General features: G+C 34.8%; 14 protein-coding genes. 2 read left to right on the plus strand and 12 right to left on the minus strand.

Going from position 1 to position 14,826, the window contains the following annotated elements; translation table 11 throughout:
- Nucleotides 1-59: 59 nt before the first annotated feature.
- The 8 genes from mraY to rsuA form a co-directional block, all read right to left on the minus strand.
- Nucleotides 60-1,142 (minus strand): phospho-N-acetylmuramoyl-pentapeptide-transferase, encoded by a 1,083-nt coding sequence (gene mraY, locus FPB0191_RS08485; protein WP_039105329.1) that lies wholly within the window; start codon nucleotides 1,140-1,142, stop codon nucleotides 60-62.
- Nucleotides 1,143-1,145: 3 nt separating this feature from the next.
- Nucleotides 1,146-2,504: a UDP-N-acetylmuramoyl-tripeptide--D-alanyl-D-alanine ligase gene (gene murF / locus FPB0191_RS08490; protein ID WP_039105330.1), complete on the minus strand. Its 1,359-nt coding sequence runs from the start codon at nucleotides 2,502-2,504 to the stop codon at nucleotides 1,146-1,148.
- Nucleotides 2,501-4,054: a UDP-N-acetylmuramoyl-L-alanyl-D-glutamate--2,6-diaminopimelate ligase gene (gene murE / locus FPB0191_RS08495; RefSeq protein WP_039105332.1), complete on the minus strand. Its 1,554-nt coding sequence runs from the start codon at nucleotides 4,052-4,054 to the stop codon at nucleotides 2,501-2,503. The genes murF and murE overlap by 4 nt, the downstream gene beginning before the upstream one ends.
- Before the next feature lie 333 nt (nucleotides 4,055-4,387).
- Nucleotides 4,388-6,112: a peptidoglycan glycosyltransferase FtsI gene (gene ftsI / locus FPB0191_RS08500; protein ID WP_052236890.1), complete on the minus strand. Its 1,725-nt coding sequence runs from the start codon at nucleotides 6,110-6,112 to the stop codon at nucleotides 4,388-4,390.
- Between the two features lie 2 nt (nucleotides 6,113-6,114).
- The gene (gene ftsL, locus FPB0191_RS08505; protein WP_039105333.1) at nucleotides 6,115-6,444 is read right to left on the minus strand and encodes a cell division protein FtsL; all 330 of its coding nucleotides are present in this window, start codon (nucleotides 6,442-6,444) and stop codon (nucleotides 6,115-6,117) included.
- Nucleotides 6,444-7,388 (minus strand): 16S rRNA (cytosine(1402)-N(4))-methyltransferase RsmH, encoded by a 945-nt coding sequence (gene rsmH / locus FPB0191_RS08510; RefSeq protein WP_039105335.1) that lies wholly within the window; start codon nucleotides 7,386-7,388, stop codon nucleotides 6,444-6,446. The genes ftsL and rsmH overlap by 1 nt, the downstream gene beginning before the upstream one ends.
- 22 nt (nucleotides 7,389-7,410) lie before the next feature.
- Complete coding sequence (gene mraZ, locus FPB0191_RS08515; protein ID WP_039105336.1) at nucleotides 7,411-7,857, minus strand: division/cell wall cluster transcriptional repressor MraZ; 447 nt, start codon at nucleotides 7,855-7,857, stop codon at nucleotides 7,411-7,413.
- Between the two features lie 290 nt (nucleotides 7,858-8,147).
- Complete coding sequence (gene rsuA / locus FPB0191_RS08520; protein ID WP_039105337.1) at nucleotides 8,148-8,849, minus strand: 16S rRNA pseudouridine(516) synthase RsuA; 702 nt, start codon at nucleotides 8,847-8,849, stop codon at nucleotides 8,148-8,150.
- Between the two features lie 269 nt (nucleotides 8,850-9,118).
- Here rsuA and hemW point away from each other — a divergent pair, with 269 nt between their 5' ends.
- Nucleotides 9,119-10,249: a radical SAM family heme chaperone HemW gene (gene hemW / locus FPB0191_RS08525; protein ID WP_202965329.1), complete on the plus strand. Its 1,131-nt coding sequence runs from the start codon at nucleotides 9,119-9,121 to the stop codon at nucleotides 10,247-10,249.
- A gap of 135 nt (nucleotides 10,250-10,384) precedes the next feature.
- Here hemW and pgeF read toward each other — a convergent pair whose 3' ends face one another.
- Together pgeF and rluD are read right to left on the minus strand one after the other, a co-directional pair.
- Nucleotides 10,385-11,128: a peptidoglycan editing factor PgeF gene (gene pgeF / locus FPB0191_RS08530; protein WP_039105341.1), complete on the minus strand. Its 744-nt coding sequence runs from the start codon at nucleotides 11,126-11,128 to the stop codon at nucleotides 10,385-10,387.
- Between the two features lie 4 nt (nucleotides 11,129-11,132).
- Entirely contained in the window at nucleotides 11,133-12,122 is a 990-nt protein-coding gene (rluD, locus tag FPB0191_RS08535; protein ID WP_052236891.1) for a 23S rRNA pseudouridine(1911/1915/1917) synthase RluD, read from the minus strand.
- A gap of 166 nt (nucleotides 12,123-12,288) precedes the next feature.
- On the opposite strand from rluD, the gene bamD reads away from it, so the two are divergent.
- Nucleotides 12,289-13,065 (plus strand): outer membrane protein assembly factor BamD, encoded by a 777-nt coding sequence (gene bamD / locus FPB0191_RS08540; protein ID WP_082018293.1) that lies wholly within the window; start codon nucleotides 12,289-12,291, stop codon nucleotides 13,063-13,065.
- Between the two features lie 105 nt (nucleotides 13,066-13,170).
- Here bamD and fabR read toward each other — a convergent pair whose 3' ends face one another.
- Together fabR and oxyR are read right to left on the minus strand one after the other, a co-directional pair.
- Nucleotides 13,171-13,827, minus strand: a complete 657-nt coding sequence (gene fabR, locus FPB0191_RS08545) for an HTH-type transcriptional repressor FabR (protein WP_039105343.1) — start codon at nucleotides 13,825-13,827, stop codon at nucleotides 13,171-13,173.
- Nucleotides 13,828-13,839: 12 nt separating this feature from the next.
- Complete coding sequence (gene oxyR, locus FPB0191_RS08550) at nucleotides 13,840-14,766, minus strand: DNA-binding transcriptional regulator OxyR (RefSeq protein WP_039105345.1); 927 nt, start codon at nucleotides 14,764-14,766, stop codon at nucleotides 13,840-13,842.
- Nucleotides 14,767-14,826: the final 60 nt, after the last annotated feature.

Consider the following 14,826-nt stretch of genomic DNA (forward strand, 5'->3'; position numbering starts at 1 on the left):
TATATCGCCTTTAATATTTTTTATGACTATCTAAATAAATGAATTCATTAATCTAGTTTTTAACGTAATTTCAGTGTCACTAATCCAATTAATACTAGCATCAAAGAAATAATCCAAAATCGAACAATAACCCTTGGTTCCGGCCACCCCTTTAATTCGTAATGATGATGAATTGGAGCCATACGGAAAATGCGTTTACCTCTTAATTTGAAAGAGCCAACTTGTAAAATAACGGATAACGTTTCAATAACAAAAATACCGCCCATTATTACTAATAAGAATTCTTGTCTTAATAAGACCGCGATAATGCCTAATACGCCACCTAAAGCTAATGAACCGACATCCCCCATAAAGACCATTGCCGGATAGGTATTAAACCACAGAAAACCTAAACCAGCGCCAACTATTGCCATGCAGACAATCATTAATTCACCACTATAGCGAATATAAGGTATATTTAAATATTCGGCAAAATTAACATTACCTGTTGTCCAAGAAACAATAGCAAAACCACCCGCTACAAAAACAGTAGGCATGATAGCTAAACCATCTAACCCGTCGGTTAAATTGACAGCATTACCTGAACCTACAATCACAAAATAGGTAAAAATAATATAAAATAACCCTAATTGTGGCATTACATCTTTAAAAAATGGTACAACTAACGCCGTAACTGGTGTATCTTTTCCATAAATATAAAGACCAAAAGCAACCATTAAGGCTATTACTGATTGCCAAAAATATTTCCAGCGTGCAATTAAACCTCTCGGATTTTTACGTACAACTTTTAGATAATCATCAGCAAAACCAACCAAGGCAAAGCCGCCTAAAACGAATAAAGTAACCCAAACATAAGGATTTGATAATTCAGCCCATAGCAATACTGAAATCATAATTGAGGAAACAATTAATATTCCCCCCATAGTTGGCGTACCCTTTTTACTTAAATGGCTTTCAGGTCCATCATTACGAACTACCTGCCCAATTTGCAATTTCTGTAACCAATCTATTACTTTTTGTCCCATCAACATTGAAATAATTAATGCCGTTAATAAGGCAAAAATTGCTCTTACGGTTAAGTAAGAAAACACATGAAAAAACGATATATATTTAACTAAATAATTAAAAAGACAAGCTAACATAATCTATTCCTGATTATTTAAAATATTTTCAATAATTTCTTCCATTTTTGCACTGCGAGAACCTTTAATTAGTACAGTCGCACATTGCTTTTCCTTTAATAGCTGCTGTAAATATGAATTAACTTCATGTTTACAATTAAAGTGGTGACCAACTTCACTAAATTGACTAATTAAAGCACTGTTATTCCCGACACTGATAACACAATCAATTTTTGCATTTTTTGCTTCTTGACCAACTTTTTTATGTAATTGTTCGGCTTCTGAACCTAATTCTGCCATGTCACCAACAACTAACACTCGATAGCCTTTCTGGTCAGCTAATACATGAATAGCCGCGGTCATAGAACCAACATTAGCATTATAAGAATCATCTAAAATAAGTTGGTTATCATTCAATCTGATGGGATAGAGCCGACCTTTGACAGCTTTAACTTTCTCCAACCCTACTTTAATATCATTTAAACTTGCACCCGCCGAAGTGGCTAATGCTGCAGCAGCAAGCGCATTAGTTACGTTATGTAATCCCATGACCGGTAGATTAATATCTATTTCACCATTAGGCGTATGCAAAATGAAATGAGTACCTTCATGTTGATTGACTGATTTAGCATAAAAATCTGCTTTAGAATTATCTAATGCGAAGGTATACAATAAATGATCCTTGATTAGCTCAAACCAATTTTGCGAAAAGCTATCTAAATTAATTATGGCAATACCTTTTTCGGTTAAACCACTAAAAATTTCACCTTTTGCTTGTGCCACACCGGCTAATGAACCAAATCCTTCTAAATGAGCGGCTGTAATATTATTAATTAACGCTATGTGAGGTTTAACAATTTCCGTTGTATAACTAATTTCACCAATATGATTAGCACCTAATTCAATAACGGCAAATTTATCCTGTTCAGATAAGCGAAATAAAGTTAAAGGAACACCAATATCATTGTTATAATTACCTTGCGTGAATAAAGTTGGTCCACATTCAGCTAAAATCGTTGCCGTCATTTCCTTGACTGAAGTTTTACCGGAGGAGCCAGTTAAAGCAATAAATTGGGCTTGAGATTGTTCCCGAAACCATTTAGCGATAAGGCCTAAAGCACGATGAGTACTCCTTACCACTATCTGCGGTAACGTACTATCAATAGGATGCTCAACTAATGCTAGTAATGCACCAGCATTAAAACTTTGTTTTACAAACTGATGACCATCAAATTTTTCACCCGCTAACGCTACAAAAAGTGCACCAGCAGTTATCTTTCTTGAATCAATAATAATGTCTTTAATTAAAACATCACGATCAGTTATTGCAATTAACTGACCATCAACAATTTTTTGCAGTTTTTCAATAGTTAATTTCATCATAGGGCAATTCCCAAAATTTGACATACGGTTTCGCGGTCAGAATAATGATGTTTTTGTTTACCAATAATTTGGTAATCTTCATGACCTTTCCCAGCAACGACAATGATATCGTTGGTATTTGAATGCGCTATCGCATAATGGATTGCTTGTTGTCTATCTTTAATAACAACAGTTTTATCTGGTTGAATAAACCCCTGATGTATATCCGCAATGATGGCATCTTGATCTTCCGTGCGAGGATTATCATTAGCAACAATAACATGATCAGAATAATATTCTGCAATTTTTGCCATAAGTGGGCGTTTACCTTTATCTCTATCACCGCCACACCCAAAAATTACCCATAAAGCGCCATGGCAATGATCTTTTACAGCAGCTAACGCCTTATCTAACGCATCTGGAGTATGGGCATAATCAATGACGACTGTCGCTTTATCGGGAGCTGAGAAAATCTCCATCCGACCACATACTGGTAATAGCTGTTCAACAGTTTTAATAAGATCATCAAAGGAATAATCTAATGCGATTAATGCGCTAAAAGCTAATAATAGGTTGGAAACATTAAAAGCACCATACAACGCACTGTTAAACTGAGCACTGCCATAGCTTGACTCAAGACTAATGTTGACCCCTTTATCATGATAAGTTAAATGTGAAACACCAACATAGGGTTGCTTGAGAGTTTTAATCTCCGCCAAATTCTCAGGTTTCGCAGATACTACTATGACTTCATCAAGTATGGTAATCCACTGTTGACCGACATGATCATCAAAGTTAATTATTCTTTTACCGGTACTTTTTACAGCACTCTCAGCTTTATTTGGCGTAAATAATGACCATTTAGCTTGTTGATAAGCTTGCATAGTGTTGTGAAAATCTAAATGATCACGACTTAAATTTGTAAATAGTGAAGCTGCAAAAGTAATGTCTTTTACTCGATTTTGAACTAATCCGTGAGAGGATACTTCCATTGCAACAAGTTTTACATTTTGTTTATAAAAATCAGCCAAATAGGACTGTATTTCTACTGGTGAAGATGTTGTATTAACGGATGGTTCTAACTGATTATAAATACCATTGCCTAACGTCCCTAACATAGCACTTTTATAATTTAATAGCGTAGCCCATTGAGCAACTAAATGGCTAATTGTCGTTTTTCCATTTGTTCCAGTTATACCAATAACTGGCATTTTTTCTGAGGGATAATCATAGAAATGATTCGCAAAAGCCGATAATTGTTTGGATAATTCAAAAATATAGAATAACGGTATTTTTCGGTGTTGAAATGAATAATAATCAACTTGCCGATGTTGTTGGCAATTGTCAGTTTCAACTAATACCGCAATTGCGCCAGCTTCAATGGCCTGAGGAATAAACTGACAACCGTCGACTGTATGACCTTTCAACGCAATAAAAAGGTCATCCGATTCAACCAAACGGCTATCAATTCTAAGATGTTGGATATGCCCTTTATTTTGGGTATCTAATCCATCTTCATCTAAGCTAATATTGAAATAATCAATTAATCTTTGAAGATTATAATAAGCCATATCTTAATTATTATCCATTGTAAAATTAACATTACTCGTAATAAATCGGTAAACCACTTTATAGTTGAGCTTCGTTTTAAAAATATTCATCAATTTGACCATCCTATATTTTAAGATGATTTAATCGCATTTTATCGGTATCACATAACTCTATAACCAAAAAAACGCTATATCTTAAGTAAAAACTACCATTACAAGCAATAATTAATTCGTTTATTTTTTTACAAAATACAATTATTGTAATTAAACTTTGTAAATAGATACGATTTTTCTATCAATTAGCCTTTTACTAAATAAAATACCTAATTTAATAAACTTACTAATATATTTTTTTCAGTAATTAATTTGTTTGCTATCTTGTTTACGGTCAGGAGCAATATTCATCGTTCTTAAAACACCACTCATAATTCGACTAAAAACGGGTGCCGAAACCGTACCGCCATAATATTGTCCTGCTTTAGGATTATCAATGATTACGACTAATGAGTATCTTGGTTTTGAAGCCGGTGCGATACCGGCTGTATATGCAATATATTCATTAATATATTTGCCATTTGGTCCTAACTTTTTTGCTGTTCCTGTTTTTACTGCAACACTATAATCAGGCACCGACGCTTTAACACCCCCACCTGTAACAGCCACAGCTTCCATTAATTTTATTACGGTTTTGGCTATGGATTCCGATACTACGCGTTTTCCCTCAACAGGTTCGGTCACTTTTAAAATTGATATTGGTTTGTAGATACCGTAATTGCCAATTGTGGCATAAGCTCGAGCTAGCTGTAATGGGGTCACCATTAATCCATAGCCAAAGGCATAAGTCGCTCTTTCTATATCCAACCATTTTGTTCGATTGGCCGAAATAGAACCACTTGATTCACCACCTATTCCCAACCCTGTTGATTGACCTAATCCAAAACGGGAATAAAACTCAACTAAATCTTCCGGACGCATTTTTAATGCTAATTTACTGACTCCGACATTACTCGATTTTTCTAATATACCAGCCAAATTTAGTGCTTTTTGGTAAGAAACATCTTTAACTTCATAATGATTCAGATAAAAAGGGCGAGTATCAATAATAGTATTTAAATCAGCTATTTTCTTTTCTAACGCTGCCATCACTACTAACGGTTTAACTGTTGAACCGGGTTCAAAAGCATCTGTGACGGCGCGATTTCTAAGTAAACTTGAATCAATTCGTGAGCGATTATTTGGGTTATAAGATGGATTAGTGACCATAGCCAACACCTCCCCTGTATTGATATCAATTAATACTGCCGTTCCGCTATCTGCTTTATTGAATTTAACAGCTAGATCAAGTTCGCTAAAAATTAACGATTGTAAACGTTCATCTATGCTTAAAACCAAGTCATTGGCAGCTTCACCATCAATATGCTGTATTTTTTCAATTACTCGACCAAATCGATCCCGGCGAATGACGCGTTGACCAGCTTCACCTATCAGTAATTCGTTATAACTTTTTTCAATACCTTCTACACCACTTTCAATACCATTATCTACATTTGTTAAACCTATTAATTGGGCTACACTGCTACCTAATGGGTAAAAACGCTTAGAAGTCTTATTGAAATTAATGCCAGATAATTTTAAAGCTTTTAAATAATCCGCTTGTGTCGGAGAGATTTGTTTACTCAACGGCACAAAACGCAATTTTGGTTGGTCTAATTTATGTTCTAATTCATCAACCGAAAGCGATACACTTTTCGCCAATTCCTGCCATTTAATATCTGATACATCAACGCCACCCGCTTGTTTTACTATTTTTGGATCAGCCCAAACATCGTACATCGGCACACTTACGGCTAATGCTCTTTCATTGCGATCTAGTATCATTGCTCTTGGTACATAAACATTTTGATAACGCAAAGACCGTTTATTGCCTTCAGCAATTAATTTGTCAGCATCAACAAGTTGTAAATATGCAAGTTGGATTAATAACGCAAGCAAAGCAATAAAAATAACACCATAAACGACATAAAAACGCCATTTTTCAAAAGGTTTATTCGTTATGGTAAAATTTTTGAATACTTTCATCACTATTTCTTTATGACAATAATTGTTTCATCTATTTTAGGTTGTACATACTGCATTCCTAAATGGTAGGCTTTTGATTCAATTCGTTTTGGATCAGCAAGCACATTTTCTTCAATGATTAAATTGCGCCATTCACTTTCTAATACATCACGCTCTAAGGTTAATTGTTCTTGATAGATCACCTGTTTTCGTGTTTGTTGAGTTGTTAATAAAACCAAAAAGGCAGAAATTATAACTAACCCAAATAATATTAATGATAATTTTTGATATTTAAATAAATCATCAATAATTGACTTAACTAAGCTAAAACGATTTTTAACTGGTTGGTTCATTATACCCGCTTAGCAATTCGTAAAATCGCACTTCTTGAACGAGGATTGTATTTAATCTCATCCAGTGTCGGTTTAACTTTCCCTAGCGATTTTAAAGCACTACCACCATAGTGTTTAATTTGTTCTTCTGTTAAAGGCAATCCCGGCGGTAATTCAGGTCCTTTGCTTTGTTTGGCAATAAATTGTTTTACAATACGATCTTCTAACGAATGAAAACTAATGACCGCTAATCGTCCCTGTTTAGCTAAGATTTCTAAACTTGATTTTAATGCAACTTCAACCTCTTCTAATTCACTATTAATGTAAATACGAATGGCTTGGAAACTACGTGTTGCTGGATGCTTATGACGCTCTTTTATTGGACTAACTTTTTCAATCAATGATGCCAATTCTAACGTACGTGTTATGGGAGATTGTTTATTTTGCAAAACAATTGCTTTAGCTATTCGTTTGGCAAAACGTTCTTCTCCAAAAGTTTTCAAAACCCACGCGATATCTTCTTCATTACTTTGCATTAACCATTCACTGGCCGAGATCCCTTTAGTTACATCCATTCGCATATCTAAAGGTCCGTCACGCATAAAAGAAAATCCTCGATTAGCGTCGTCAAGTTGAGGAGAAGAAACCCCTAAATCTAACAAAAAACCATCAACTTTACCGGTTAGACCTAACTCTGCAATATATTGAGCTACATTGGAAAACTCACCATGTATAATACTAAAACGGTCATCTTTTATAAGCCTTGAATCTTCAATAGCTTGTGGATCACGGTCTATCGCAATTAAACGTCCATTCACGCCTAAGTGTTTAAGAATAAGACGAGAATGACCTCCTCGACCAAATGTACCATCAACATAAATGCCATCAGACTTAATAGCTAATGCATCTATCGACTCATTTAATAATACGGTGGTATGTTGGAAACTGTGCTGCTCAACGTTCATTTTGCCTACTAAATAGTAAATATTAAATAGTTAAATTTTTAAGATTCTCAGATAAATTCGTGAAATCATTGGAAATTATTGCAATATCGTCTTCAATTTGCTGATGCCATCTTGCTTCGTCCCAAATTTCAAATTTATTTGATTGTCCAACAAACATAATATTTTTGTCCAACTGGGCGTATTGTCGCAATGAATTAACAATTAATATTCTTCCAGAATTATCCATCACGCATTCTGAAGCGTGACCAAGCAACAATCTGACGATACGTCGTTCAACTTCATTCATTGTGGATAATTTAGCAAGTTTCTGCTCTATTAAAACCCATTCTTCCATTGGATAAAGCATCAGGCAGGGATCATGTAGTCCAATAGTACACACCATTCCTTCCAACATTTTTTCACGATAGCGCGTGGGGATCGCCAAACGACCCTTGCTATCTAAGCTGACGGAAGTTGCACCACTAAACATATCTTATCCCGATAAAATTGAAAATTATTTATCTTAATAAAATCAATAAATTATTATTTTTATTTTTTATGCCACATTTCCCCACTTTTTACCACAAAAAAGTCAAAAATGATAGTTATTTTACTTTTTACTTTCAACTAATTAACTTCAAAAGATAAGAGAATAACGTGGATTAGTAAGTATTATTTGCTAGATAAGTAATTATTGATAATATCATTAACTATTTGAATTAATATTATATACAGCCAGTTTTTAAACTGGCTGTATCATGGTTACTTAATTAAGATAACTTAATTTGGAGAAGTTAAAAATTTATTAACCTCTTCGGTTGTTAATGGACGGTATTCGCCTAAAGCAATATCTAATTTTAAATGACCAATTTGTTCACGATGTAGGGAAATTACATGATTATCTACCGCTGCAAACATACGTTTTACTTGATGATATTTACCTTCACTAATAGTTAGACGAGCATGAAAATCATCAATAATTTCTAAGTCAGCTGGTTTAGTTAGTCCTTTTTCATTCTTTAATTGGATACCATGCTTAAACACTGAGACCAAACTAGCAGATAATGGCCGTGCCAATTCAACTAAGTAGACTTTTTCACAGTGGCGTTTTGGCGATGTAATAATATGAGACCATTGACCATCATCCGTTAGCAAAACTAAGCCTGTTGTATCCAAATCTAGGCGCCCTGCTGAATGAAGTTTATCCGCCATTGGCTCGTCAATAAAATATAGAATAGTCGGATGATCAGGATCTTCAGTAGAACAGACATAACCTTGAGGCTTATGTAACATAAAATAACGTTTACTGGTAATGTGTTCTAACAAATTATCTTGATATTTTATGACATCATCTGTGCTGATTTGTAATGCTCCAGATTTGGTTATTTCACCGTTAATTGTTACATGACCGGCTCTAAGTTCTTTAGCAACTAAAGTTCGACTAATTCCCAAATGATGGGCTAAAAATTTATCTAATCGCATATTTTACATGTTATCAATTTTAAAAGAATTATTGTAAATAAAAACATGTCATCCCTAAAGCTATTTTAGCGTTATCATAATCAAAATAATAAAACGTACTAACAAACTTTAGGATTAAATATAGCCGGTTACTCTTTTTTACGATGGAAAATTCTTCTTATAACTTAGCGCTTATTATTGAAAGTAATTTAGAATTTAGCTATTTAAAAAAAACAAATATTTGCTATACTCATGAACCAATTTTACATTTGTTTCTTTGATTAATTGATGTGGTTATTCCGTTAAGTCTCTATATTCATACACCTTGGTGTGTACAAAAATGCCCCTATTGCGATTTCAATTCTCATAATATTAAGCATGGACCGGATTATACTCAATATATAGAGCATTTACTTTGTGATCTAAAGCAAGATCTTAAATTGACTAATGGTCGAAGTATTCATTCGATATTCATAGGTGGTGGAACACCAAGTTTGTTTTCGGCTGATCTTATTGCTCATTTGTTAAAAGAAATCCAAAATATTATTCCTTTTGAATCTGATATTGAAATAACTATTGAGGCAAATCCAAATTCCGTTGAAGCCGACCGCTTTGCCGGTTATATCTTAGCCGGTGTTAATCGTATATCTATAGGTATCCAGAGTTTCCAAGCAGAAAAATTAATTCAATTAGGTCGCGTACATAGCCCTGACGAAGCAATTAAAGCTGCGAACTTGGCTAAAGAATTAAAGATTAATAGTTTTAATTTGGATTTGATGCATGGTTTACCTAATCAGTCCTGCCAAGATGCTTTATTAGATTTAAAACGAGCCATAGAGATAAATCCTCCTCATTTATCATGGTATCAATTAACTATTGAACCTAATACGCTTTTTGGCTCAAAGCCACCTATTTTACCGGATGAAGATTGTCTATGGGATATCTATCAACAAGGACATCAACTCTTAATCGAAAATGGTTATCAACAATATGAAACTTCTGCTTATGCTAAACCCGGTTATCAATGTAAGCATAACTTAAATTATTGGCATTTTGGTGATTATTTAGGAATTGGCTGTGGTGCTCATGGAAAATTGACTCAACCAGATGGAAAGATAATACGCACGATAAAAACCCGTCATCCTAAAGGTTATATGGAAGGACGTTATTCAGAAAAAACCTATACTGTACCAATAGACGAAATACCTTTTGAATTTTTTATGAATCAGTTTCGTTTACATGAAGCAGCTAGCAAACAGCAATTTATCGAACGAACAAATTTAACTTTACCGGTAATAGAAAAACCGATTCATCAAGCGATTAAAAATGGTTACCTGACAGAGGATCAAGACTATTGGTATTTAACTGAAAAAGGTCATTTGTTCCTTAATTCATTATTAGAGTTATTTTTGGAAAATTAGATAATTTACAGATAAAGGCAAAATTTAGTATTAATTAATTGTAGAAAGTACAAATAATTATTCTAAATCATTCACATTTTAAATTACAGATAAGACTAACGCTGTTTAATAAGTATATTTTGCGATTCGATATGCTTATTCAATCCAAATCATTGATGCTATACGACCAGTCTTTTTTTCGCGTCTATATGAAAAAAATAGATCATTTTGTTGATAAGTACAGTATTCTCCCCCATAAATCTGCGAAATACCTAATCGATTTAATCGTTGCTTAGCTAATAAATAAAGATCTGCCAAGTATTTCTGCTCATGAGGATTAATGAGTTGAAATGCGCTAGATGCATCAGGGTCATACAATTCAAATTGCTGTTTGACTTCGATGCCGACTTCAAATACTTGCGCTCCAATTGCCGGACCCAGCCAAGCCATTATCTGTGAGGGATCGCAGTGGAAGTGTTTTATTGTATTTTCGAGTATTCCCCCACATAGCCCACGCCAACCAGCGTGGGAAGCTGCAACTTCATCACCAGATAATGAACAAAATAAAACCGGTAAACAATCAGCCGTTAATACCGCACAAACCGTTTTCATCGTATTTGTATACGAAGCATCGGCATTAAACGGCTGTCGAGATGTTCGAACATTGGAAATATCAACAACGTCTGTACTGTGAATTTGATTTAACCAAACGGGCATTTGAGGCAAAGCTTCTCGTTGACAAATAAGTTGCCGATTCGCCATAACAGCCGCTTCATCATCACCAACATGATTAGCCAGATTCATCGACTTATATGGTACTTCACTTACACCATGCAAACGTGTTGTCGTTAATGCGCGAATATTTCTAGGTGCTGGCCAGTTTGGATAAATACATTTCATATCATTACCAATCTAATTCATCCTGATGTTGTTTAGTATCATCTTGTAATACTTTTATGAGTTGTTGCATATCTTCCGGAATGGGAGCATCCCATTGCATTTGCTCACCAGTGATCGGATGAAACAGACGTAACATAGTGGCATGCAGTGCTTGTCGGTCAAAATTGCGTAAAACTTGCATAAATTCTTGACTTGCACCTTTCGGTGGACGTGGTCGCCCGCCATACAATGGATCACCTATTAAAGGATGAGCGATATGTGCCATATGCACTCGGATTTGATGCGTACGACCCGTTTCTAAACGTAGTCTTAATCGAGTATGCAACCGATATCGCTCCATAACACGATAATGCGTTACAGCAGGTTTTCCTGTTGGAAACACAGCCATATGCGTACGTTTAGTTGGATGACGAGTAATTGGTTCATCTACTGTCCCACCCGCGGTAATAATTCCCATTGCTACGGCCTCATATTCACGCGTAATTTCACGTAATTGGAGTGATTCAACTAATCGTGTTTGAGCTTCAATTGTTTTAGCCACAACCATTAAACCAGTTGTATCTTTATCTAAACGATGGACAATTCCAGCTCTGGGCACATTAGCAATATCAGGATAATGATAGAGTAACGCATTAAGAATCGTTCCATTCGGGTTACCTGCACCAGGATGTACCACTAAATCACGTGGTTTATTTATAACCAAAATGGCATCATCCTCATAAACAATATTTAAAGGGATATTTTCAGCCTGATGATTGACTTCTTCCTCAATAACTGTATCAATTCGTATCTTTTCGCCACCCAATACACGCTCTTTGGGTTTATCCATTACAGTTCCATTTACTTGAACATGACCATCTAAAATCCAAGTTTTAATTCTTGAACGTGAATATTGTGATAAAATCTCGGCTAAGGCTTGATCCAATCGCATACCTAATTGATGTGGTTGAATTTCCACCATTAGTTCTAGTCTATTTAATGAGTTTTCTAACATAATTTGTTTACAATTTAATCTCTAAAGTAGAGTTTCCTCTATTGGGGGTGTTTTAAGCAACGATAAATTAGAGTATCATATACCCTTAAATGGGTTAATGTTAATGTTTATTTTTGCTTTTTATGGCATAAAAACATACAAATGGTAAAAACGGATTAAATATTGAATGAAATTGTACCTTAAATATCTTTTAGTTGTTTCGATCACTGGTCTGTTATTTGGTTGTACATCGTCAAAACCTAATTTTGAAAATGTTCCGGAAAAAGAACTATTTACTAAAGCACAGCAGGAGTTAGAAAACGGTAATATCCGAACTAGTATCGCTGTTTTAGAAGAAATGGATAAATCCTTTCCTTTTGGTCCATATTCTCAACAAGTTCAATTAGATTTAATTTATGCCTATTACAAATCTAATGATTACCCCATTACGATAGCCTCAATCGATCGTTTTATTAAGCTCAATCCGACTAATTCAAACATTGATTGGGTAATTTACCTGCGTGGTTTATCTAATATGGCACAAGATGATAATCAAATTCAAAGCTGGTTTAATGTTAACCGATCCGACCGTGACTATTCCTTTGCTGTTGCAGCATTTAAAGATTTTAATTATCTAATTGCTAGCTATCCGAATAGTCCTTATAGTTACGACGCGGAAAAAAGACTGGTTGCTTTGAAAAATCGTTTAGCTAATTATCAATTAAAAGTTGCGCAATACTATGATGAACGTGGTGCTTATGTTGCCGTTGTAAATCGTGTAACTAAAATGTTAGAAGATTATTCCGATACTGATGCTACTAGACGAGGAATTAATTTAATGAAGAATGCTTACGTTGAGCTAGGCTTATTTGAAGAAGCAAGTAAAGCGGAACTATTATATCAAGCTAATATTGATCAGGTTTCATCTACCGATGAAGATAAAGACTTTTTGTGGGTCTTTTAATTCATAAATTTAATTGAAAGAGCGATAAATTATCGCTCTTTTTTATAAATACAAATTGACTTAATTTCAAACAAAACGAATTATTTACTTTCCAGCCACAACAGACTAATCGATTATTTTTTTCTCTAATAAATCACGGCGATATAAATAATTAGCGCCACGAGTTACCATTCTTAATTGAAAGATCAAACTATCAATTAACTGTTGTTTCTGTTCTGGCTCAAAATCAATCGCATCTGCACCAGAATTAAAAACAATTGTAACCATCGCTTTAGCTTGTGCCTCGTTAAAATAATTCGGCATATTATTGGCATTATTTAGATAGTCTGTTAGCTCAACAATAAAATGTTGGATTTCTCGCGCAATCGCTGAACGGAATGCGGCTGAAGTACCGGCTCGCTCACGTAATAACAATAAAAAAACTTTCGGATTTTTATCGATAAATTCTATAAATGTTGTGACAGAGGTTTGTAATACACTACCACCACTTTCAATGCGTTTACGTGCTTGTCGCATAAGTTGACGTAATGTCAGACCACTTTCATCAACCATAGCTAAGCCTAATTCATCCATATCCCGAAAATGGCGATAAAAAGAAGTGGGTGCAATACCCGCTTCTCTTGCCACTTCTCGAAGACTTAAACTCGCAAATCCCTGTTCAGAATTCAATTGATTAAAAGCAGCATCAATCAAAGAACGCCGAGTTCGCTGTTTCTGTTGCGCTCTAATTCCTGATTGCGAATTGTATTTATTATTCTTCATAAAATTTAGAGATCATGCATTTAGATTTAACACATTTTCCTTAGCTTTTAGAACTTCTGGCATATGGGAGCGAATCTTTTTAGCAATTTGTTCATAACGACTACGTAATGGCGAACCAGGACGATAGATAAGTTCAATTGCACGAGCAGGAATAGGATCAATACAAGGAACATAACAGATGTTATCTCGAATACGTTCATTTGGAGCAGCTAATTCTGGAAATAAGGTTATACCACGACCTGCAGAAATCATACTGCGTAAGGTTTCAAGGCTTGTAGCTTTAAAACGCTTATCTTCTTCAATTCCAGCTTGGAAACAATAGCCCATTGTTTGTTCACGTAGACAATGCCCATCCTCTAACATCAAGAATTTTTCACCACGTAAATTAGATAGTTTAACAACTTTTTGTTTCGCAAGTGGATTATCAACAGGAACGGCTAACATCATCGGCTCATCAAATAAAGGAAGTTCAATAAATGGAGATGACTCTTTTACTTGAGCTAAAATAGCGCAATCTAATTTTCCTTGTTCTAACTGTGAAACTAAAACATGAGTTTGTGCCTCATGTAAGTATAACTCTAAAGAAGGATACGAATCATGTAACAATGTAATGATGTGAGGAAGTAAATAAGGTGCCAATGTTGGAATTAACCCAATATGCATTGGTCCGGACATCTCCTCCCCCTGTTTACTTGCCATTTCTTTAAAGATTTGGACATTGCGAAGCACTTCACGAGCTTGATCAACTAGCATTAACCCCGTTTGTGTAAACAACACTTTTCTACTTGTTCTTTCAAGCAACATTACACCAAGTTCATCTTCCAGCTTTCTTATCTGGCCACTTAATGTCGGTTGACTTACATTACAAGCGTCTGCTGCTTTACGGAAATGACGAAATTCAGCTAATGCCACAAAATATTCTAAATCACGAATATTCATGAATGCCCCCAATAATTGGTTGGTAAAATAAAATAAAAACACATTCTATAGAGTATAACT

Source organism: Frischella perrara (assembly GCF_000807275.1).
Taxonomy (GTDB): Bacteria; Pseudomonadota; Gammaproteobacteria; order Enterobacterales; family Orbaceae; genus Frischella; species Frischella perrara.